Genomic DNA, 20,655 nt, shown 5'->3' on the forward strand with positions numbered 1-20,655 from the left:
GGGTGAGTCGACCATTCCCCCGCCCCCAAGCCACCCCCCAAAAGCCCACCCGCCAAATCGAACCCTCCACTCGCCCGATCGTCTACCGCTCAAGCTCCATCCTTCTCACAAAGGCCTACGCCATGAGCCAACCCATCACTGCCCAAACCCTGGGCATCGACCTGTCGCATGCCAACGAAGCTGGTCTGTTCTATTGAAGCCGCTGATCGGGTGTGCGGGTTGGAGTGTGCCGCGCGAGTACAGCGCGGCGTTTCCGGCTGAAGGTACTCACCTGCAGCGCTACGCCAGCCGGTTTGGCTGTGTGGAAATCAACAGCTCCTTCTACCGGCCCCATCGCCTGCAGACCTATGTGCGATGGGCCGACTCGGTGCCGGAAGGCTTTCGTTTCTCGGTGAAGATTCCCAAGGCGATCACCCATACCCAGCGGTTGCAGGATACCGAGGCCTTGCTCGATGAGTTCCTGGCGCAGTGCGCGGGGTTGGGTGAAAAGCTTGGCTGTCTGCTGGTGCAGTTGCCCCCGTCGCTGATGTTCGAGGGTGACGTTGCCCACGCTTTCTTCGACGCCCTGCGAACAAGGTTTTCCGGGCCGGTGGTGCTGGAACCGCGGCACGAATCATGGGTACAAGCCGAGTCACTGTTGCAGGCTCGCCATATAGCCCAAGCGGCCGTGGATCCTTCGCGGTTGAGTACCGATTCCAGACCCCGGGGGTGGCAGGGCTTCAGCTACTGGCGGCTGCATGGGTCGCCTAAGGTTTATTACGATGCTTATGGAGTTGACCGGTTGCAGGGCCTGGCGCAGGCGTTGGTTGAGCGTGGGGTGCCGAGTTGGTGTGTGTTTGATAATACGGCGGGTGGCGCGGCGGTAGGGGACGGGCTGACGTTGGGACGCTTGCTGGGCGATCACCGCTAGTCGCTCCACCGCGATCGGGCTTTTAGCTCCCTCTCCCTCAGGGAGAGGGCTGGGGTGAGGGGACCATGCCCCACCAAACTTAAACTTTTCTTCAAAAATCTCCCGGAACGCCCTCGCTATGCCACCACTCTGACACTGCAACTTACTCAACTCAGGGACACCCTCGATGCCTACAGCAGCCGATTTCATGGTCAACACCCTCAAACACGCCGGGGTCAAACGGGTGTATGGGGTAGTGGGTGATTCGCTCAACGGGTTCACCGACTCCATGCGCCGCCTCGGCGGGCTGGACTGGATACACATGCGCAACGAAGAAGCCGGCGCCTTCGCCGCCGGCGGTGAAGCCCACCTGACTGGCGAACTGGCGGTGTGTGCGGGCAGCTGTGGCCCGGGCAACCTGCACCTGATCAATGGTCTGTTCGATTGCCATCGCAGCGGCGTGCCGGTGCTGGCCATTGCCGCGCACATTCCGAGCAGCGAAATCGGCATCGACTACTTCCAGGCCACCCATCCCGAGTCGTTGTTCAAGGACTGCAGCCACTACGTCGAACTGGTCTCCAGGGCCGAGCAACTGCCGCAGATCCTCGAGCGGGCCATGCGTGTGGCTGTCAGCCGTCGCGGCGTGGCGGTGGTGGTGATTCCGGGCGACATCGCGTTGGCGCCGCTGGATGCACCGGTCAGTCAATGGCTGGCGCCCAAGCCCGCCGTGATCGTGCCTGAGCCCGTACAACTGGACGAATTGGCCGAGTTTCTCAACACCGGCAAGCGCGTGACCCTGCTGTGCGGCGCCGGCTGCGCGGGTGCGCACAGCGAGGTGGTGGCCTTGGCCAAACAGCTCAAGGCGCCCATCGTGCACGCCCTGCGCGGCAAGGAGCATTTGGAATACGACAACCCCTATGACGTCGGCATGACCGGCCTGATCGGCTTTGCTTCGGGTTTCAACGCCATGAAAGAGTGCGACACGCTGCTGATGCTGGGCACCAACTTCCCTTACCGGCAGTTCTTCCCCGAGCATTCGCGCATTGCCCAGATCGACCTGCAGCCCGAAGCGCTGGGCAACCGTTGTTCACTGACCATGGGCCTGATCGGCGATATCAAGCACACGGTGCAGCAACTGTTGCCACGCCTGCATGAACGCACCGATACCGCACACCTGAACAAGGCATTGGCCGATTACGACAGCGCACGCAAGGGCCTTGATTCGTTGGCTGAAAGCAGCCCCAACAGCGACATCATTCACCCGCAGTATCTGAGCCGACTGGTCAGCGAGCTGGCCGCCGAGGATGCCGTGTTCACCTGTGACGTCGGCACGCCCACCGCCTGGGCCGCCCGTTACCTGAAGATGAACGGCAAGCGCCGTCTGATCGGCTCGTTCAACCATGGCTCCATGGCCAACGCCATGCTCCAGGCCATCGGCGCACAAGCCAGCCACCCTGGCCGGCAAGTGGTGTCGATGTCGGGCGACGGCGGGTTCAGCATGATGATGGGGGACTTCCTGACCCTGAGTCAGGCCAACCTGCCGGTGAAAGTGATCGTGCTGAACAATGGCACGTTGGGCTTCGTCGAGATGGAAATGAAGGCCAGCGGCCTGGTCGACGTGGGGTGTGAACTGAAGAACCCGAACTTCGCAACCTTTGCCCAAGGCATGGGCATCAAGGGCATTCGGGTGGAGAAACCTCAGGACCTCAAGGCCGCGTTGATCGAGGCGTTCGCTCACGACGGCCCGGTGCTGGTCGACGTGGTCAGCGAACGTCAGGAGCTGATCATGCCGCCGGAAATCACCGCCGAAAACGTCAAGGGCTTTGGTCTGTTCATGATGCGTGCGGTGCTGGACGGGCGGGCCAAGGAACTGGTCAATCTGGCCAAGAACAATCTCTTGCGCTGACAGGCCATGACAATCGAGCCATGACGCAACACTGCGTCATGACGTAGCGCCAAAGTGCCCGCCGCGAGCGGGCATTTTTCTGCCGCCGCTAAATGCTCACAGTTGTTTGGCCACTTGGGCAGCCTTTTCCAACGCCGCCTTGAAATGGGCTTCGGCAATTTCAGGCCCGTCCAGGGTCGCTTCCGACTCGACGATGCGCACGTCCCTGATCCCGACCATACGCGACCAGGTTTTCAGGAAGGCCACCTGGTGATCGAAAGCTTCGGTGGGATAATCCTCGCCCAGGGTCACGCCACGCGTGGCGATCACCACCACCTGCTTGCCCGGCAGCAGCCCCTTCATGCCTTGCTCGTCGAAATCGAACAGCACGCCGCGTTGCGACACCGAGTCGATCAGGTGCTTGAGGCGATAGGGAATGCCGAAATTCCACATCGGCACGCTGAACACGATGACGTCGGCCTCATGGAAGCGCTTGCCCAACTCGGCAATCTGTTGCCACACCGCCTTTTGCTCTGGGGTCATTTCGACGCCGGCCAGGTCTGCGTATTTGGCGTCCAGCGCGGGGCCGTCGAACGGCAGCAGGTCGGCTTTCCAGACGTCGAGATGATCGACCTGGGTCGTCGAATCGCGCTCGGTGAGGGTGTCCATAAACCGTTGCGCGAGCTTCAGCGAGGCCGATCGCTCGCCGCGGGGTGAGCTGGAGATGTGCAGAACTTTCATGGGGTGGATTCCTGATGACGGGGTGACTGACAAACAACGAGGATTTGCTATGTCAGTGCCCCGCCAACGGGGAAAGTTCAGCCTTTGACAACCGCCGGCAGCCGTTTGCCCTGGGCGCGAAGGCGGTCGATACGTTACTGCCGCACAGGTAAGCCGGCGGTGCTGTCCGCCACTTCCGGCTGCCCTTTGTCATTGATCAGCAACATGCTCTGCGGCGCCGACAGTGCGATGCCCAGGGTGCGCAGCCGATCCAGAATGGTGAACAGCAGATCGCTGCGGGCAGTGCCCACGGAACGGGGGCTGTTGACGAAGCCGCTGACGCTGATCAGCAGGCCGGCGCTGGTCAGGTCCTTGAACGTCACCGATGGCGCCGGGTCGTCCAGTACCGCTTCGTGCTCGGCGTAAGCAGCCAGCAGCAGTTCGCGAATCTGCATGACGTCGGTGTTCAGCGGCAAGGTGAGGGTGATGCCCACCACCCCCAGGGCATTGCCCATGGTCACGTTGCGCACGTTCTGGGTAATGAACTGGGAGTTGGGCACGATGACCGTGGAGCGGTCGCCCATCTGGATCTCGGTAGCGCGCACGTTGATGCGGCGGATGTCGCCCTCGACGCCGGCCAGGCTGACCCAGTCGCCCACCTTGACCGGGCGCTCGGTGAGCAGAATCAGACCGGAAATGAAGTTCTGGACGATGGCTTGCAGGCCGAAACCAATCCCCACCGACAGCGCACTGACCACCCAAGTCAGGTTGGTCAGGCTGATGCGCAGCACCGACATCACTACGATCGCCAGCACCACGATGCCGATGTAGCCCACCAGGGTCACCAGCGAGGCGCGCATGCCGGCGTCCATGTTGGTTTCCGGCAGCAGGCGATCGCCCAGCCAGTTCTTCAGTACCCGAATGCTGAACAGACCGCCGACCAACAAGGCGAGGGCGAGCAGGATATCGCCGGGCACGATATTCAGGTCACCGAGGGATTTGCTGCCCAGGTCCAGGCGGATGAAGCTGGCCAACAGCTCGCTGGGGTTGGACCCCGAGGGCATGAACGCCAGCAGCAGCGCAGTGCACAACAGCAAGGTACGGCCTACGCCGGCCAATAAGGTACTGGCCTGGGCCTGGTGGCGCGGCGACAGGCCGAGCATGGCGCCCAGTGCCTGGCCCCCGGCCTGCTTGGGCGACAGCACGGTTTCACAGATATCGACGAAGAAGGTGGTGAGCAGGTAGGCGGTCACGGTGACCAGGCTGATCCACAGCAGCTTGACCGTCAGCACGTAGGCCAGTGTCAGGTAGCCGCTCAACAGGCCCAGCAGGATGATGCCGACCCACACCGCGATGATGAAGGGGATCAGCCCGGCGATGCCCGGTGTACGTTCCAGGGCCAGGCGCCGCCGGGTCTGGCGCACTCGCACCAGGCCGAAGACGAACACAAGTGCCACGAGCAGGGCGGTGATGCCATTGACCGCCACCGACAGCGCCAGGCTGCTGGCGATCACGCTGTTGATCCGTTCCAGGGTGCCCACGGCCATCAGCGCCAGGGCCAGTATGGCCGGCAAGCCGCCGATGGCGGTGGCGATCGGGTCGGGAATGTTGGGCAGGCGCCACGACGGGTTGGGCAGCATCAACATGGCCCGACCCATGCCCACGATGAAGGCGGTGAACAGGATCAGTGTCTGCACCTGCTCGATCAGATTGAGCACATTGGCGCTGGGTTGCGAATGGCTGACGATGCCCCATTGCAGCAGGGATGTGGCCGCGCTGATGGTGAGGATGGTGGTCAGCGCGGTGGTCAGGGCCAGGGTGCTGCGGCGCAGACGACCCTCGGGGAACCAGCGGATCATCGCCCATACCAGCATCCGCTCGATCACCCTGCGGGCGACCACCCAGATCAGCACTGCGCCGATCAGGATCGTGATGAACGTGCCCCTGGAACCCGGCGCCAGCGCGGCGTCGAAGACCTGGGTGACGTCCCGCCACAGCGCGTTGAGCTTGCCGACGTCGTCATCGGTAGGTCGAATCAGGCTGGACCAGAAGGACGAACTCAGAGGGCTGGCCGAGCGGGTGCTGATCTGGGTATCGAGCAGGCTTCGGCGCAGGTTGAGAATCTGCGTGGCCAGATCCCCGGCGGAGGTACTCACCCCGGTGGTGGTCTTCTGGTCGTTGGTCAGGGCAGCTTTCTGATTGGTCAATGCCTTGCGCTGCGCGCTGAGGCTCTGGGCTTCATCAGGCTGGGGCGCGCCCAGAATGCTCAGTTGATCGTCCAGATGGCCCATGTCGACGGTCTGCCGCGCGACCAGGGCATCGGCCTGGCGCTGCACCTGCAGTGCGGCCTGGCGCAAGCTGGCCAGCAGGTCGTCGTTGGCGCCGGCTGAGACCTTCTGGCGTATCTGATCCAGCTGATCGTTGAGCTGGTCCGGCGTGGCGGTGTCTTCGGCCGCCGGAGCGCTGTTCGTGCTGGCGGATGACGTCGGAGCAGGGGCGGGTGCGGCGGAGGCGGGCACCGAGGCCCACAGCAACAGCGCCAGAACGCCCATACACCAACGGTTGATCACGGAGTGCCGCATGTTCAGGTTCTCTTTTGGCGGTTGCTCGGGCGATGAGCAACGAAAGCGTGAATAAGAATGGATATCCGCAGTCCGACAGCGGATTTGGCATCGGGTTCGGGCGGCACGCTATCGGGTTACCGCCTGATACCCCCCCGGGCCCATCTGCTCGGCGTCGATCAGGCGTTTGGTGTCCTGCCCTATCTATCTAGCTATCGGCCGGTCGGCTTAGCGAACCGCCGCCTGCGCCGGCTTGATCAACTGCAACTGCTGCCGATAGTCATCGGTTACCTGGCGCGCCTGGCTGTTGCTGGTGACCACGCGAGGGGTGATCAGCACGATCAGCTCGGTGCGGTTCTTGCTCTTGCTGGTGTTGCCAAACAGCCAGCGCAGGCCGGGAACGCGGCCCAGATAGGGCACGGCGGATACGGTATCACTGTTGTCCTGTTTGATCAGGCCGCCAAGCAGCACCGTTTGCCCGCTTTGCACCGCTACCTGGGTGGACACCGAACGGGTGGAAATGCGCGGATTACCATTGCTGTCGGCGTTGCCGCTGTTATCGGCGTCGCTGACCTGCTGCTGGATGTCCATGTACACCAGGCCGCCGGGGTTGATGCGCGGCACCACATCCAGGATCACCCCGGTCTGGACGTACTCGACGCTGCTCAGGGTGGTATCGGAGGTGTTGGTGTTGACCGTGGTCTGGCTGATGGGAATGTTGTCACCGACCTGGATCTGCGCCTGCTGGTTGTTCATTACCACCAGCGACGGCGCCGACAGCACCTGGGTGCGACCGCTGGTTTCCAGGGCATGCAGGGCAAACTGCAGGTTGCTGCTGACGAACGAATAGAACAGTGAATCGGCAGCGCCCAGCCCAGCGCCGCCGCCGCCCAGGGCGCCCTGACTGCCAGCGGTATTGGCCACCGTGGTGCTGCCGGAATTCCCGGCCAGACGCCCCAGGTACCACTGCACGCCCAGGTCCAGTTCACCGCTGAGGTTGACTTCAAGAATGCGGGTCTCGATCTGCACCTGCATGGGCGCGTTGTCCAGGCGCTTGATGGCTGCTTCGATCTCGGCCCATTGCGCAGGGCGGGTGCGGATCAGCAACTGGTTGCTGCTCTTCTGGGCCGTGATGCGGGTGCTGTCGTCCAGGTGCTGACTGCTGCCGTTTTCGCTGCCGCCCGTGTCCTGGGCGCTGTCCAGGCTGCTGTCCTCGGCACTGTCTTGCATGCCCTCGTCGTCGCTGTCTTCCTCAGGCTCCTGTTGCACATTGGTCTGCAGGTTGCCATTGCCCAGGCCCTGGCTGGCGCCGGACAGCCCAGTGCCACCACTGCCGTTGCCATTGAGCGATGACAGCGAGCGCGTACGCAGCCCGGGGGCGACCTTGGCGGCGCTGTCGTCCTTGATCTGCCCGTTGCCATAGATCTGGCGCAAGTATTTGGCCAGATCGGTCGCTTTCATGTTGCGCACGTCATAGACGTACATCTGCGGCTCGTTGCCGCCGCCCTCGTCGATGGTGTGAATCCAGTCGCCCACTTCGCTCAGGTACTGCGGCTGCGAAGAGATCGCCACCACCGAATTGGTCCGCTCGATGGGCAGGAAGCGCACCATGCCCGCCAACGGCATGCCGCTGTCGGGACCGAACATCTTCTGCAGTTCCGGCATCAGCTCGCCAACGGTGGCGCGCTGCAAGCCGTAAACGCCGATGGACATGCCTTTGAGCCAGTCCACATCAAAGGTGTCGATGGTGTCCTGATAGTTGGCCAACTCGTCCGGTGTACCGGCCAGGCTCAGCACGTTGCGCGCCGGGTCCACCAGCAGGAAGGCGTTGTCCCGGGCGAAGGGCTTGAGCAGTTTCTGCATCTCGGTGGCAGAAATGTAGCGCAGTGGGAACAGCCGTGCCGACAGGCCATTGGAAGGTTTGGACACCGGCATCTCCGGCACCAGCTTGCCGGCCACGGCCTGGTTGGAGGGCAGGATCACGTAGCGGTTGCCTTGGCGGATCATGGCGTTGTCGGTCCACGACAGCAGGGTTTCCAGAATCGACAGGGCTTGTTGTTTGTTCACCGGTTGCGAGGTGGAGAAGCTGACGTCGCCTTTGACGCCTTGGGCGATGCTGTAGTTTTCGTGCAGCAGATCGCCCATCACGCTGTTGATCACCGCTTCGATAGGCTGGTCGGTGAAGTTGAACACGATATCGCCGCCGGCTTCCTCACCGCCTTTGGTACTGGCCGCTGGCGCCGGGGCGGGGGTGCCCACGAAGCGTTGATTGCCGCGAATGATCTGCCGTCGCGCCGGTGCGCTGGCGGGGGCCGTGGTCGGGCTGGCGACAGGCGTCGCTGCATCCACGGTCGGCGCCCGCTGCGAACCGGTGCCGTTGAGTGCTTCCTGCATCAGGGCCGGATCGTTCTCGAACGGCTCCGGGGTTGAGGCGCAACCGGCCATGGCCACAGCGGTGGCCAGGCACAGCAGCGGACTGCGCAAACGGGAAAACTCGGGGAAGCGATTGTTCATGGTGTCGGTACGTTTGGAAGGGTGATGAGGGGCGCCTTCGACGGCGGCGGAAGGCGAAGCATGGGCAGGCTCAGTTGTTGGGTCTGGCCCTGATGCGTAAAGGTGGCTTGCTGGGGTGTCACAGCGCTGAGCGTCCAGCCGTTGTCCAGCGCGCTGCCCACGGCCAGTTTCAGCGAGCGCTTGCTGGGCAGGCGCAACAAGGCCCATTGCGCGGCGCCGTCGATGATCACGCCGCTGAGGCGGATGCCGGCCAGGGAGCTGGCCTGTTGCTTGCCGGTGGCCAGGTCGGGCTTACGCTCGGGGCTGAACATCGACTGCTGCCACACCAGGGCCAGGGATTGTTCGGGCAGCGGCTCCTGTGACACGGGCTTCGCGGTGCCGGGCAACGCGCGCGCGGGGCTTGCCGGCAACCAGTCAATTTGCTGGGCTGCGCCCAGTGACAGACCAGTGGCCAGTGCGGCGAGCAGGGCGGTGCTGCCCAGCAGGCTCAACGTCAGGGTGTCGAATTTCATGCTTCGGGCTCCTGAGCGGCCGATGCCTGCGCCGGTGGTCGGGCCTGTTGCAGATAACCGCGCACCAACAGATGCACTTGCAGCCGACCGGCACCGCCAGCGGCAGGCGCCGTGGCGGCACGACGCAGGCTGAGGTTGTCGACGAACAGATAGGGCTGGCCGTATTCCAGGTCGTGGAGCAGACGGGCCAGGGGCTCCAGCGCGCAGTCCAGGGTCAGGCTCACCTTGACCTGGCGATAGGGCTCGCTGCCGTCCTGCTCGGGGGTGATGGGCATGCGCTGGGTCACCTGGCAGCCGGGGCCTTGCTCGGCATGGGCCTTGACCAGATCGAGGCTGCGCTGCATCAGGTCGGCTGCCACCGCGCTGGGGTCTTCGCCAGGCAACAGACTGCTGCGGCTGGAAGGGTCGCGGCGCGCGGCCTGCAATTGCTGGCGCAGATCATCGCGTTGGGCGAGCACGGCGGCGTAGCGCTGTTGCTGGGTGCGCAATGTGCTGGCGCGTTCGTCCAGTTCGCCCAGGGGGCCCAGGAACCAGCTTTGCACCAGCAGCCACCAGGCCGCCCACAGCACCGCGGCCAATACGATCAGCGCGGCGCCACGGCGCTCGCGTGCGGTCAGGTCACGACGCATGGGCGGGCTCCTGGCGCAGTTGGGCGCGCAAGGAGAAACGCTCCTTGCCGGTCTGTTCATCGGGCTGGATGATGCCTTCGAACTGGGCGGCGGTGAGGGTGCTGCACGTTTTCACCCTGCCGATCAGCGCGCTGGCCTTGGCGCTCTGGCCACTGATGGACACGCCACCGCTGTCATTGATTTCCAGTTGCTGAACCCAGGTATCGGCGCCCAGGCAGCCGGTGAGGTCCACCAGCACCTTGGCCAGGGTCGGCTGGGCGGCCTTCTGTCCAGCCAGGTAGCGCGCCGCGCCCTGGCTGTTGCTCAGCTCCCGGCGCAATGCCTGCACCTGCTGCACCTGCTCGCGCTGCTGGTCGACCTCGGCCTGCATGGCCTCGACCTGGGCGGTACGGGCATCCAGCCACAGCACCATGCAGGCCAGCAACAGGGTACCGCTGGCCAGAGCCAGCATGCGTGGCAGGCGCCGGCCTTTGGCGGCGGCAGGCCGCTGCTCGGCAGGCAGCAGGTCGACGCCCATGGGCCTGCCATCGGCATCTCGGCAGTCCACGGCGTGCAAGGTCAAGCCCTGTTCGCGGCAGGTATCCAGGATGGGTTGCAGCCGTTCGCGTAAAATCGCTACCAGCTGCACTCGCGCCACCCGCTGGCCTTTGCTGTCGACCCGCGCTACGTAGTGCATCTGCTCGCGGGGGAACGGCGTGTACTTGTCCAGCTCGAAGCCGACCACGCTGTGCAGGTCGCGCAGCGCCGCCAGAGGCAGTTGCAGCGATTGCACCAGCACGCTGCTGGCGGGCAGCACCAGCACCAGCCGCTCGGCGGGGTGGCTCTGTACGCCTGCCGTCAGTGGCCAGTCGATCAGGCGTTCCTGCCGGGTGGGCAGCAGATGGGCGCGCGCCTTGGGGGGCAAGGCGTCGCGCAGTTCGCCCAGCCAGGCCTGCCAAAGCCCTTGAGCGGGGCTGGCGCACCAGTAGCGGCGCACACCGGCCTGCAAGGGCGCCAGGTGCTGTGTCAGTGATTGCTTCATTCTTGCCAACGCAGAACGCGATAAGGTCGCGTTCCCTCCTTGGATGGGTTCAGTAACAGGGTGACGCGCAGCGTCGTGGTATACCCGCCGGGCAAGCTTGCGCTGCTGTCGACGGTGAGTACGGGACCGGCGTCTTGCGTCACCGGTCCTCCTTGGGGCAGACCCAGGGCCTGGCGCAGCTCGGCGCTGGCCAGGCGCGGCTCCGGGCTGGGCAGCCCACTCCACAAGGTCAGGTTGGGCGTGGCCCGCGCATACAGCGTCTGGTTCATGCCCGGCAGTTCTCGCAGTTCCTCGATCAGACGCAGCGGCGTGCCTGCGCGGCGTCGTTGCAGTGCTGGAGTCAGTGCCTGCAACTGCTGCGCGCTGGCCCCGCAGGCCTGCAGCCACCGGACGATCTGCTCCATGGCTGCGGCGTTGACGTCCAGCTTGCCCTGTTCGCTGCGCAGGCTGACCGCCAGTTGTGCCTCATCGAAATTCAGCGTGTGGGGCTGGCCATCCGCCCGCCAGTGACGCTGCGGGTCGCGATCCAGTTGCGCCAGCACCGCCAGGCCTACACCGGCCTCGGCCGCCAGCAAGGCCTGGGTATGCTGGCGCTGCCACAAGGCCTGGCGCTGCTGCAGGTGCACCCAGCCGGCCAGACCGGCCAACAGGCTGGCGAGCAGCGCCAAGACCCACAGCACCAGTAGCAGGGCCACGCCACGCTGCCGATGGCCATTGCAGGCGGGCTTCATGGCGTACCGGCCTCGCCCGACAGGTCCAGGCGCAGATTGATGCTCATCCGTGGCCAAGGCATCGCTCCGGTCAACTGCGCATCGACGCGCACACTGCGCGGCAGGCGTCCCGGCCATGGCCAGCGTGCCAGCCATCCCGTGGCTTCGCCCTTGGGCGACAGGCCGCGGTAGCTCAATTGCACCGCCTGCACCTGATGCAGTAGCACCTGTGGTTCACCCCAGGGTTGCAGACCCTGACCCTGCAGACGGGCGAAGCTCATCTGCAACTTCTGGCCCGCCACGAGCTGCAGCTCGTGTCGATAAAGTCCGCCACCCAGGCTTGCCGACAGCGGCGCGTAAAACGCCATGCGTTCGGCTTCGCCTTCGAAGATCGGCGTCTGCGCAGCGCCTGGCTTGCCTGCCGACAACGGCAGTGCCTGGCCCAGTGCGCTGCGCAGAAAATTCTGGGTGGAACGCACTTCATCCAGTCCGGTGCTGTAGCGCTCGGCCTTGGCCATGGCCCGGTTGGCGCCGGCAATCGCCGCCGCAATCAAAGTCAGCATGACCCCCAGCAAGCTCAGCACCACCAGCACTTCGAGCAGGGTGAAGCCCTTCGCCCGCGCGTTCACTGTGCCGCTCCGCGGGTGCGCACTTGCAGCGTGCTGTAATGCGCGCGGCGCGATCCGTCATCCACGTTCAGGTCCAGGCGCCATACCGCAGCAGCGCTGTTCGTCGCCGGCAAGGCGCTGACCGACAGTTGCCAGTGCACACCACTCCACTGACCTTGGCTGTGGCCGGCGAGCAGCGCGCCGGCGCTGGCTTCATCCATTATCGAGCGTGCCGCCAGGCTCAGGCGGTCGCTGCGTTGTACCTGCTGCAACGCCCGGGCGCTTTGCCCGAACGCCACGATCAACACGCTGCTGCACACCGCCAACACGGCCAGGGCAGCCAGCATTTCCAGCAGGGTAAAACCGCGCTGACGGCTCAATTGAGGGCGCGCAACTGAACGTTGCCGGTCAGCCAGTTGATATCGACCCGCCAACGCTTGTCATCGCGGGCCAGCAGCAGGTGTCCACCGCTGGCGCCGCCGTCGGGGTAGAACTCGAACGCCGAGCCGAGACCTTCGGCGGTCTGCAGTTGCACACGCATATCCTGGGGCAGGGCGCGAACCTTTTGCCGCGGACCCTGAAAGCGCCCGGTGCGCAAATCGAACTGTGTACGCGCCGGTTGCCCGCTGACGATGGCCTGTACCCTGGCTGCGCGCAGCGCTTGCACCACTTCACTCAGGGCTCGACGTTCCGTTGCCGCGTGCAGACCTTGGCCCACGCCAAAGCCCACCAGGCCGACGCAGATCGCGATCAGCACGATCACCACCAGCAACTCGAACAGGGTGAAACCGCGGCTGCGGGGCAGGGCGCCCATGCTTATTCCCAGTTACCGATGTCGGCCTTGTAGCCGTCACCGCCTGGCTGGCCATCCTGGCCGTAGAAAATCAGGTCGAAGCTGCCGTGCTCTCCGGGGTAGCGATAGCCGAAGGCATGGCCGAACGGATCCTTGAGGTCCGAAGGCTTGGCGTAGGGACCGGCCCAACCTGTGGCATTGGCAGGCTTGGACACCAGTTGCTGCAGGTTGGCCGGGGGCGTGCCGACGTCCAGCCCGTAGCTTTCGATCTTCATGCCCAGGCTGGCCAGTTGCGCCTTGCCGGCGCCGTACTTGCCCTTGTCGACGTTGCCGCCGACCTGGCGCACCACAATGGTCGCGACAATGCCCAGCAGGACGATCACGGCGAGCATTTCCAGCAGGGTAAAGCCGCCCTGGCGGTGGCCGCGGGCAGAAGTGAAACGAGTCATAGCGGTTTCCTCAAATGTTACTGGTAAGGCTCATCAACGGCAGCATGATGGCGAGCATGATCACCGCCACCATCACGGCCATGACCACGGTCAGGCTGGGCACCAGGGCGGCCAGCAGGCGGTCGATGCCGCGCTTGGCCTCGACATCGAATACATCGGCGACCTTGAGCAGCATCACGTCGAGATTGCCGGCCTGCTCGCCGACTTCGATCATTTGCAGGGCCAGTTCCGGCAGCAGCGGCTGCTCGCCAAAGGCTTGCGCCAGCGTGCCGCCGCCTTTGACCCATTCGGTGGCCTGCTCGACCTGGGCGCGCAAGGCCTGATTGCCGCACACCTGGCGCACGATCAGCAGGGCTTGCAGCAGCGCCACGCCGTTGCTGAGCAAGGTGCCCAAGGTGCGCGCCAGGCGTGCCGCTTCGATTCGTTGCAGCAGCGGGCCCAGCACCTTGACGAACAGCAGCCGGCGATCGTGTCGCTGGCGACGTTGGGGGTTGCGTCGGCCAATGGCCACGGCCCAGATGCCCAGCACGATGGCTGCCAGCAAGAGCAGGCCATAGGCACTGAGAAATTCACCCAGGCTCAGGATGATCTGGGTGATCAAGGGAATCGGCACGCCGAGGTCGCGGAAGATCGGCACGAACTGTGGCACGACGTACGCCAACAGCAGCGCCAGTGAACCGAGTACCCCCACCACCAGGAAAATCGGATAGATCAGCGCGTTGACCACTTCGCCGCGCAGCATCTGGCTGCGCTCCAGATAGTCGGAGAGCTGACGCAGGGTGTGCTCCAGCGAACCTCCGGCTTCACCGGCGCGGACCATGCTGATGTACAGGCTGGTGAACTGGCCGTGCTCCTCCTCCAGCGCCTGGCTCAGCGGCTTGCCGGCCTTGACCTGCTCGCGGATGCGCTCCAGCAGTGCGCGACGCTTGGGCTCGCTGGCCTGCTTGAGCAAGATGCCCAGCGCGCGCTCCAACGGTTGGCCGGCGCCCAGCAGCGTGGCCAGCTGCTGGGTGAAGCTCACCAGCGCGGCGCCGTTCATGCTGCTGCGTTGCAACGCGGACCGCAGACCGGCCGGATGCCCGGAGTCCAGGCTCAACAGCAGGAGGCCACGTTGATGCAGTGCGGCGACGGCGGCCGCATGGTCCACGGCTTCGAGATGGCCTTGTTGAGTGGCGCCCTCAGCGTCCAGAGCGCGGTAGCGGAAATGGGCCATGATCAGTCGCCGCGCGTGACGCGCAGCACCTCTTCGAGCGAGGTGATGCCGGCGACAGCCTGGCGCAGGCCCTCTTCATAGAGCGTGCGCAGCCCACCTCGGCGCGCGGCCTGCTCCAGAGTGGCGGCATCGGCCTGGCGCATCAGCAGCGAGCGCAGTTCTTCGCTCATCACCAGCAGTTCGGTGATGGCGCTGCGCCCGTGGTAGCCGCCGCCCGGCAAGTCAGTGGCCGGGCGGTAGAGCAGAATCGGGCGCTGGTCGGTGAAACGCTCCAGGCCATGCTCGGCCACCAACGCCGGCGGCGCCTCGAAGGGCACGCGGGTCAACGGATCGAGCCGGCGCACCAGGCGTTGCGCCAGAATACCCTTGACCGTGGAGGCGATCAGGTAACTCTCGACGCCCATGTCCAGCAGGCGGGTGATGCTCGCCGCAGCACTGTTGGTGTGCAGGGTGGACAGCACCAGGTGGCCAGTGAGGGAAGACTGGATGGCAATGCGGCAGGTTTCCAGATCGCGCATTTCGCCGATCATGATCACGTCCGGGTCTTGCCGGACGATGGAGCGCAGGGCGCCGGCAAAGTCCAGGCCGATGGCCGGCTTGACCTGGATCTGGTTGATGCCTTCGAGTTGGTACTCGACCGGGTCTTCCACGGTGATGATCTTGCGCTCGGCGGTATTGAGTCGCGACAGCGCGGTGTACAGGGTCGTGGTCTTGCCTGAGCCGGTAGGGCCGGTCACCAGCAGGATGCCATGGGGGTTTTCCAGCACCTGGAGAAAGGTCTCCAGGCGTTCGCCATCCATGCCCAGGCTGGGGAAGTCGAAGCTCACCGTCTGGCGGTCGAGCAGGCGCATCACCACCGATTCGCCAAAGCTGGTGGGCACCGTGCTGACCCGCAGATCCAGTTCCTTGCCCTGGATACGCAACATGATGCGACCATCCTGGGGCAGGCGGCGTTCAGCGATATCGAGCTTGGCCATGATTTTCAGGCGCGAGATGATCGCCGCCGAGGAACTGGACGGCGGGGCTTCGGCTTCATGCAACACGCCGTCGATGCGGTAGCGCACTTTCAGCTGACTTTCGAAGGGCTCGATATGGATATCCGAGGCACGCTGCTCCACGGCCCGTTGCAGGATCAGGTTGACCAGGCGAATCACCGGGGCTTCGCTGGCCAGGTCCTTGAGGTGTTCGATGTCCTCTTCACCGCCGCGGGCGTCGTCCAGTGTTTCGATCAGGGAACCCATGGCCGAGCGGCCCTGGCCATATAGACGTTCGATCAGACCGTCCACTTCGCTGGCGGGTGTGACCGAAACGTACACCGGCACCTGACAGGCGTAGCGCAGCGCTGCCAGGCCATAGCCTTCGCCAGGGTTGGCGGTCAGAACGTGTACGCCATCGGCGTGCGCGGCAACCGGCACCAGACGGTAGTGGCGCAGGAAACGTTCGCTGAGCGCCGGCAGGGGCTCGCCGGGTAACTCGACTGCATCGGCCAGTAACAGTGGCGCGCCCAGCGCAGCGGCCCACGCTTTGGCGAGGTCCAGTTCGGACACCAGACCTAGCCGGGTCAACAGGTCTGTCAGCGTGGCGCCCTCGGATTCGCTGTCCAGGCGCTTGGCGCGTTCCAGGTCGGCGGCTTTCAAACCGGCATGGACGAGCAGCCAGTCACACACTCCGTCGAGGGAGTGGGTGGGCAGCTTCTGGCTATCGATGGGTGGAGAATTCAAGGGCACGGCGATCGCTTTGAATGATCATGGGCCTGTGAAGCGGCCCATGAAGAGGTAATACCTATTACGTTTATCGCGGCTGCGTTAGTTTGACGCAGGCTTGCTTTCATTACTCGGGCGGCCACGCTTGTTTTCATCGGCCTGGTTTTGTTTGTGTTGTTTCTGCTGGACTTTGGCGTTCTGAGTCTGGCTCATCACGGTGGAGTCGCTGGCGCCGGATACGGTGTCTTTGCTGTTCGATTCGGCGGCCATTGCGCTGGCGCTCATGGCAATAGTCAGGGCAGCCATTGCACCCAATAGTGGCAATTTCATTACACGCTTCTCCAAAGTTTTGTTTCGAGGTTGAAACGGATCGCAGTCCTCGGTCGGATACCCCGTTCGCGCCCTTGATCGGCTGAAAACCCCGATTTACAAGGGTCTGATGGGGTGTACCGGAAAAATGCTAAACCTACAGACCTATAGGTTTAAGGAGAGTTCAGCATGTATGTCAAAAAATTACAAAATGTTCCGACGGGTCACCTTTTCGTTTGACTTCGATTTAAAACCCCTGTCTTAATTTAAATGCAGCGGGTAACTCCCCGTTCAAGTTAATGGCGTATTGCCATTCACCTTAGTTGTTGAAGGATATATAACCCAAGTTCGTCGTTAGTCGAGTTGCCGTCATGTCCCGATCGTCGCTTCGTTGCAGAAGTTACGGTATAGGCCAACTATTGCCTGAAACAAAGGGCTGCGGCGCCTTGCCTGCGACATATGAGCGCGGGTGTATCTGGTACCTGGAGAGCGTTACTACATGCGAAATCGTAAAACTATCGGTGCCCATTCGGCGCTGGCTTTGCTGAGCCTGGCCATCGGCCATGCCAACGCCGCAGACACCACGACGCAGGAGCAGTTGGCCGCCAAGGAATTGCGCGCCGACAAGGCCGCCGAGAAAACCCTGGCCAAGATGACCCAGGAAGAGAAGCTGGCCTACATCGGCGGCATCGGCGGGTGGGACGTCAAGCCGTTGACCCAGTACGGCGTGCCGCAGATTCATGGCGCCGACGGTGGCGCCGGCATCCGCTACACCAGCGAAGGCAACGACCCAGGTGTGGTGTACCCGTCCGGCCCCAACCTGGCCGCCACCTTCAACCCGCGCCGTGCCATCGATTTCGGCCGTGCCCTGGGCTACGACACTGCCACCGGCGGCTACCAGTTCGTCACCGGCCCAGGCATGAACCTGTACCGCATGCCCTGGAGCGGTCGCGCCTTCGAATACCTCTCCGGTGAAGACCCGTTCCTGGGCGCCAGCCTGGCGCCGGCCGTGATCAACGGTATCCAGCAGCGTCGTGTGTGGGCCGAAGCCAAGCACTACGCGGGCAACGACCAGGAAACCAACCGTTTCATCCTCAACCAGGTGATGCCTGAGCGCGTACTGCGCGAGTTGACCTTGCCGGCGTTCGAATCGTCGACCAAGAACAGCACCGTGGCGATGATGATGTGTTCGTTCCAGAAGGTGAACGGCGAGTACGCCTGCGAGAGCAAGCACCTGATCGCCGACATCCTGAAGAAGGAGTGGGGCTTCAAGGGCCTGGTGCAGAGCGACTACAACGCTGTGGTGCATGGCTTGCCAGCGGCCCAGGCGGGTACCGATCTGGACATGATGGGCGGCCAGATGAACAGTTCGGTGCTCAAGCCTTACCTGGACAGCGGCGAACTGGACATGGCGACCATCGACGACAAGGTCCGTCGCATCCTCAAAAACATCTACCTGTACCAGTTCGACAAGTTCGATCCGCTCACCACGCACAACATGAACAGCGCCACCAGCAACAAGGTCGCCCTGAACATCGCCCGCGAAGGCATCGTGCTGCTCAAGAACCAGAACGACGTGCTGCCGCTGGACAAGGCCAAGGTCAAGCGCATCGCTGTGGTCGGTAACCTGGCCAAATACGCACCGCCCACCGGTTTCGGCAGTGCCCACGTCGATGCTACCCGCTACATCAGCGAACTGAGCGGCCTGCAACAGATCGCCCCGAACGCTAAGGTCGAATTCCTCGATGGCCTGTCCCTGGACCCGGCTGCCGCGCCGTGGACCACCACTGACAGCAAGGGCAACGAAGTTCCCGGCATGAAGGCCGAGTTCTTCACCAATGCCAACTGGTCGGGCGACCCGTCGGCCACCCGCATCGACACCCATGTCGACATGGACTGGTCCACCGACGACATCCCGAGCAATGGCGACACCGCCAACACTTCCATTCGCTGGAGCGGCAAGGTCACCCCGACCACCAGCGGCGAGCAGGTGTTCAAGGTGCGCGCCGACGGTGCGATCCGCCTGTGGGTCAACGGTGAGAAAATCATCGACAACGGTGACGGCGAGAACATCACCAACAAGAGCATCCCGCCGACCATTCCCGAGTCGGGCAAGATCAAGCTCGAAGCCGGCAAGGCTTACGATGTGAAGCTCGAGTACTCGCGCCGTGACGGCTACCTGTCCACCATGGGTGGCCTGGTGGGTGTACAGATGGCCTGGGCCTCGCTGACGGCCCCGCAGGATCTGTCCAACTACGACGCCGTCGTGGTCGCCGTGGGCAACAGCAATGAGTACGAAGGCGAAGGTTTCGACCATAGCTTCGACCTGCCCGAGTACCAGAACGAGCTGATCCAGAACATCGCCAAGGTCAACCCCAACACGGTGGTGACGATGCACGGCGGCACTGCGCTGAAGATGAGCGACTGGATCGACCAGGTGCCGGCTGCACTGCATGCGTTCTATCCTGGGCAGAATGGCGGGCAGGCCCTGGCCGAGATTCTGTTCGGCAAGGTCAACCCATCGGGCAAGCTGCCGATCAGCATCGAGCGCAACATCGAAGACAACCCGCTGTACGCGGACTTCCCGAACTTCGACAATACCCGCACGCTAAAAGAGATCAGCTACAAGAATGATCTGACCATGCTGGGCTACCGCGGCTACGACAAGACCGGCACCAAGCCGCTGTTCGCCTTCGGCCACGGCCTGTCGTACACCCAGTTCACCTACAACAATATCTCGGTCACCCCGGGTGTTGCAGTGGGCAATACGCCTATCAAGGTCTCGTTCGACCTGACCAACAGCGGCAAGCGCGCCGGTTCCGAAGTGGCCGAGTTGTACGTCGGTCAGCAGCACCCGACCGTGGAACGTGCGGTCAAGGAGCTCAAGGGCTACAAGAAGGTGTTCCTGCAACCGGGCGAGACCCGTCGCGTGACCATCGAGCTCAACGACCGCTCGCTGGCGTACTTCGACGAAGCCAGCAAGCAGTGGGTAGTGGATGCCGATACCTTCGACATCAGCCTGGGTGCGGCGTCGGATGACATTCGTCTGAAGGCCAAGCTGGTCAACTCGTTCCGTCAGGAATTGTCGACCACCACCAGCAATCCGCTGCCGCGCTCGGCGCTGAACTCCACCAAGGTGAGCTTGCCGGCGGTGAAGACCGGTGGCGTGTTTGACCAGAGCGAAAGCGTGGATGAAGGAACCGGCAACAGTGAATACGAGGGAAGTGCCGAGTATTGATTGAAAGGGTGTGCTGATGCTGTGAGGTGTGCAGCATCAGCACTGGCCTCATCGCGGGCAGAACCACCGGACCTGCCCCTGCACATTTGTGGGAGCGGGTTCTACCCGCGATGAGGCCGGACTTGCCCACCTCACCCTCTGATGTCACGCTCCACCTGCGCCACATACCCATCGAAACGCGTAACCAGATCCACCGTCCCCGGAAACCGCAACCACTGCAGTTGCAAGCCATCCATCATCGCCAGCAACTGGTGAATCACCGCATCCAGATCCGCATCCCTGCGCACTTCTCCAAGTTCAACCAAATGCTCCAGCCGCGCTCGCATGCGCCCATGAATCGCCACATACCGCGATTGAAACCACTCCCAGGCTGGGTGGCTGTCCACCATACTTTCGGCATTGAGAATACTGAACGCTCGAATCACACCAGGCGCTGTGGCATTGGAACGGTTGATCTGCTGCAGGCCATCCAGAAAGCTGCGCAATGTCGGTTCGCTCTGCAACTGATCGACGATCCGCTGGTTGACCTCGTCGCGACGAGCCAAAACCCCCATCAGCAGCGCCACCTTGCTGGGGAAATGGTGGAGCACCCCGGCCACCGAAATGCCCACCATCTCGGCGATGCGCGCAATCGAAGCGCCGCTGTAGCCCTCAATCGAAAACAATTGCAGCGCGGCGTCGAGCAGCTCCTCGCGGCGCTTCTCCCCCTTCGGCGCGCGGCGGGTACGTGGTAGCGAGTCAGGTGAAGTGTCGGTCATGGGCCATCCCTTGCGAAAACGCTCCCCACCGTAAAACACCCAACCGCCCCACGCAACTCCCGAACGCGATGTAGCACCGGCGTAAGCCGGGTCCGGGGCGCCGGGGTGTGTCAGGGGTGACGCGGCGGGGCCGGACGCGGCTT

At 63.6% G+C, this 20,655-nt stretch carries 18 protein-coding genes; 3 read left to right on the forward strand and 15 right to left on the reverse strand.

Translation table 11 applies throughout. The features are described from left to right. Nucleotides 1–193: 193 nt before the first annotated feature. Together B3397_RS03620 and poxB are read left to right on the forward strand one after the other, a co-directional pair. Nucleotides 194–910: a DUF72 domain-containing protein gene (locus tag B3397_RS03620; RefSeq protein ID WP_296247370.1), complete on the forward strand. Its 717-nt coding sequence runs from the start codon at nucleotides 194–196 to the stop codon at nucleotides 908–910. A gap of 166 nt (nucleotides 911–1,076) precedes the next feature. Beyond that, nucleotides 1,077–2,795, forward strand: a complete 1,719-nt coding sequence (gene poxB, locus B3397_RS03625; protein WP_296247371.1) for a ubiquinone-dependent pyruvate dehydrogenase — start codon at nucleotides 1,077–1,079, stop codon at nucleotides 2,793–2,795. A 96-nt stretch (nucleotides 2,796–2,891) separates the two neighbouring features. Here poxB and B3397_RS03630 read toward each other — a convergent pair whose 3' ends face one another. The 14 genes from B3397_RS03630 to B3397_RS03695 form a co-directional block, all read right to left on the reverse strand. Continuing rightward, nucleotides 2,892–3,515, reverse strand: a complete 624-nt coding sequence (locus B3397_RS03630) for an FMN-dependent NADH-azoreductase (RefSeq protein ID WP_296247372.1) — start codon at nucleotides 3,513–3,515, stop codon at nucleotides 2,892–2,894. 134 nt (nucleotides 3,516–3,649) lie between these two features. Beyond that, nucleotides 3,650–6,076: a DUF3772 domain-containing protein gene (locus tag B3397_RS03635; protein ID WP_296247373.1), complete on the reverse strand. Its 2,427-nt coding sequence runs from the start codon at nucleotides 6,074–6,076 to the stop codon at nucleotides 3,650–3,652. A gap of 207 nt (nucleotides 6,077–6,283) precedes the next feature. Further along, on the reverse strand, nucleotides 6,284–8,569 hold the full coding sequence (gspD, locus tag B3397_RS03640; RefSeq protein ID WP_296247375.1) for a type II secretion system secretin GspD: 2,286 nt from the start codon (nucleotides 8,567–8,569) through the stop codon (nucleotides 6,284–6,286). Next, a complete protein-coding gene (locus B3397_RS03645) occupies nucleotides 8,566–9,081 on the reverse strand; it encodes a general secretion pathway protein GspN (protein ID WP_296247377.1) in 516 nt (171 codons plus the stop codon). The genes gspD and B3397_RS03645 overlap by 4 nt, the downstream gene beginning before the upstream one ends. Then, a complete protein-coding gene (gene gspM, locus B3397_RS03650) occupies nucleotides 9,078–9,710 on the reverse strand; it encodes a type II secretion system protein GspM (RefSeq protein ID WP_296247379.1) in 633 nt (210 codons plus the stop codon). The genes B3397_RS03645 and gspM overlap by 4 nt, the downstream gene beginning before the upstream one ends. Next, a complete protein-coding gene (locus B3397_RS03655) occupies nucleotides 9,700–10,731 on the reverse strand; it encodes a type II secretion system protein GspL (protein ID WP_296247380.1) in 1,032 nt (343 codons plus the stop codon). The genes gspM and B3397_RS03655 overlap by 11 nt, the downstream gene beginning before the upstream one ends. Continuing rightward, on the reverse strand, nucleotides 10,728–11,462 hold the full coding sequence (locus tag B3397_RS03660) for a type II secretion system protein GspK (RefSeq protein WP_296247382.1): 735 nt from the start codon (nucleotides 11,460–11,462) through the stop codon (nucleotides 10,728–10,730). The genes B3397_RS03655 and B3397_RS03660 overlap by 4 nt, the downstream gene beginning before the upstream one ends. Beyond that, on the reverse strand, nucleotides 11,459–12,070 hold the full coding sequence (locus B3397_RS03665) for a prepilin-type N-terminal cleavage/methylation domain-containing protein (RefSeq protein WP_296247384.1): 612 nt from the start codon (nucleotides 12,068–12,070) through the stop codon (nucleotides 11,459–11,461). Before B3397_RS03665 ends, B3397_RS03660 begins: the two co-directional genes overlap by 4 nt. Continuing rightward, nucleotides 12,067–12,429, reverse strand: a complete 363-nt coding sequence (locus tag B3397_RS03670; protein ID WP_349679014.1) for a type II secretion system protein — start codon at nucleotides 12,427–12,429, stop codon at nucleotides 12,067–12,069. Before B3397_RS03670 ends, B3397_RS03665 begins: the two co-directional genes overlap by 4 nt. Beyond that, nucleotides 12,426–12,863 (reverse strand): GspH/FimT family pseudopilin, encoded by a 438-nt coding sequence (locus tag B3397_RS03675; RefSeq protein ID WP_296247386.1) that lies wholly within the window; start codon nucleotides 12,861–12,863, stop codon nucleotides 12,426–12,428. The genes B3397_RS03670 and B3397_RS03675 overlap by 4 nt, the downstream gene beginning before the upstream one ends. 2 nt (nucleotides 12,864–12,865) lie before the next feature. Beyond that, nucleotides 12,866–13,291, reverse strand: coding sequence for a type II secretion system major pseudopilin GspG (gspG, locus tag B3397_RS03680; protein WP_296247387.1), 426 nt, complete (start codon nucleotides 13,289–13,291; stop codon nucleotides 12,866–12,868). 10 nt (nucleotides 13,292–13,301) lie between these two features. Next, nucleotides 13,302–14,504 carry a type II secretion system inner membrane protein GspF gene (gene gspF, locus B3397_RS03685; RefSeq protein WP_296247389.1) on the reverse strand — a complete coding sequence of 401 codons (1,203 nt, stop codon included), beginning with the start codon at nucleotides 14,502–14,504 and terminating at the stop codon, nucleotides 13,302–13,304. A gap of 2 nt (nucleotides 14,505–14,506) precedes the next feature. Beyond that, nucleotides 14,507–16,231, reverse strand: coding sequence for a type II secretion system ATPase GspE (gene gspE / locus B3397_RS03690; protein ID WP_414704339.1), 1,725 nt, complete (start codon nucleotides 16,229–16,231; stop codon nucleotides 14,507–14,509). 78 nt (nucleotides 16,232–16,309) lie between these two features. Further along, nucleotides 16,310–16,537, reverse strand: a complete 228-nt coding sequence (locus tag B3397_RS03695; RefSeq protein ID WP_296247391.1) for a hypothetical protein — start codon at nucleotides 16,535–16,537, stop codon at nucleotides 16,310–16,312. 478 nt (nucleotides 16,538–17,015) lie between these two features. Here B3397_RS03695 and B3397_RS03700 point away from each other — a divergent pair, with 478 nt between their 5' ends. Then, entirely contained in the window at nucleotides 17,016–19,754 is a 2,739-nt protein-coding gene (locus B3397_RS03700; RefSeq protein ID WP_296247393.1) for a beta-glucosidase, read from the forward strand. 131 nt (nucleotides 19,755–19,885) lie between these two features. Here the strand turns inward: B3397_RS03700 and B3397_RS03705 are convergent, their stop codons facing one another. Further along, the gene (locus tag B3397_RS03705; RefSeq protein WP_296247394.1) at nucleotides 19,886–20,512 is read right to left on the reverse strand and encodes a TetR/AcrR family transcriptional regulator; all 627 of its coding nucleotides are present in this window, start codon (nucleotides 20,510–20,512) and stop codon (nucleotides 19,886–19,888) included. Nucleotides 20,513–20,655: the final 143 nt, after the last annotated feature.

The organism is Pseudomonas sp. UBA4194 (assembly GCF_002379585.1).
In the GTDB taxonomy this organism is placed as follows: Bacteria; Pseudomonadota; Gammaproteobacteria; order Pseudomonadales; family Pseudomonadaceae; genus Aquipseudomonas.

Excerpts from the sequence above, each read along its gene's own strand:
- poxB (WP_296247371.1), top strand. The coding sequence starts at position 1,077 with ATGCCTACAGCAGCCGATTTCATGGTCAACACCCTCAAACACGCCGGG.
- B3397_RS03630 (WP_296247372.1), bottom strand. The coding sequence starts at position 3,515 with ATGAAAGTTCTGCACATCTCCAGCTCACCCCGCGGCGAGCGATCGGCC.
- B3397_RS03635 (WP_296247373.1), bottom strand. The coding sequence starts at position 6,076 with ATGCGGCACTCCGTGATCAACCGTTGGTGTATGGGCGTTCTGGCGCTG.
- gspD (WP_296247375.1), bottom strand. The coding sequence starts at position 8,569 with ATGAACAATCGCTTCCCCGAGTTTTCCCGTTTGCGCAGTCCGCTGCTG.
- B3397_RS03645 (WP_296247377.1), bottom strand. The coding sequence starts at position 9,081 with ATGAAATTCGACACCCTGACGTTGAGCCTGCTGGGCAGCACCGCCCTG.
- gspM (WP_296247379.1), bottom strand. The coding sequence starts at position 9,710 with ATGCGTCGTGACCTGACCGCACGCGAGCGCCGTGGCGCCGCGCTGATC.
- B3397_RS03655 (WP_296247380.1), bottom strand. The coding sequence starts at position 10,731 with ATGAAGCAATCACTGACACAGCACCTGGCGCCCTTGCAGGCCGGTGTG.
- B3397_RS03660 (WP_296247382.1), bottom strand. The coding sequence starts at position 11,462 with ATGAAGCCCGCCTGCAATGGCCATCGGCAGCGTGGCGTGGCCCTGCTA.
- B3397_RS03675 (WP_296247386.1), bottom strand. The coding sequence starts at position 12,863 with ATGGGCGCCCTGCCCCGCAGCCGCGGTTTCACCCTGTTCGAGTTGCTG.
- gspG (WP_296247387.1), bottom strand. The coding sequence starts at position 13,291 with ATGACTCGTTTCACTTCTGCCCGCGGCCACCGCCAGGGCGGCTTTACC.
- gspF (WP_296247389.1), bottom strand. The coding sequence starts at position 14,504 with ATGGCCCATTTCCGCTACCGCGCTCTGGACGCTGAGGGCGCCACTCAA.
- B3397_RS03695 (WP_296247391.1), bottom strand. The coding sequence starts at position 16,537 with ATGAAATTGCCACTATTGGGTGCAATGGCTGCCCTGACTATTGCCATG.
- B3397_RS03700 (WP_296247393.1), top strand. The coding sequence starts at position 17,016 with ATGCGAAATCGTAAAACTATCGGTGCCCATTCGGCGCTGGCTTTGCTG.
- B3397_RS03705 (WP_296247394.1), bottom strand. The coding sequence starts at position 20,512 with ATGACCGACACTTCACCTGACTCGCTACCACGTACCCGCCGCGCGCCG.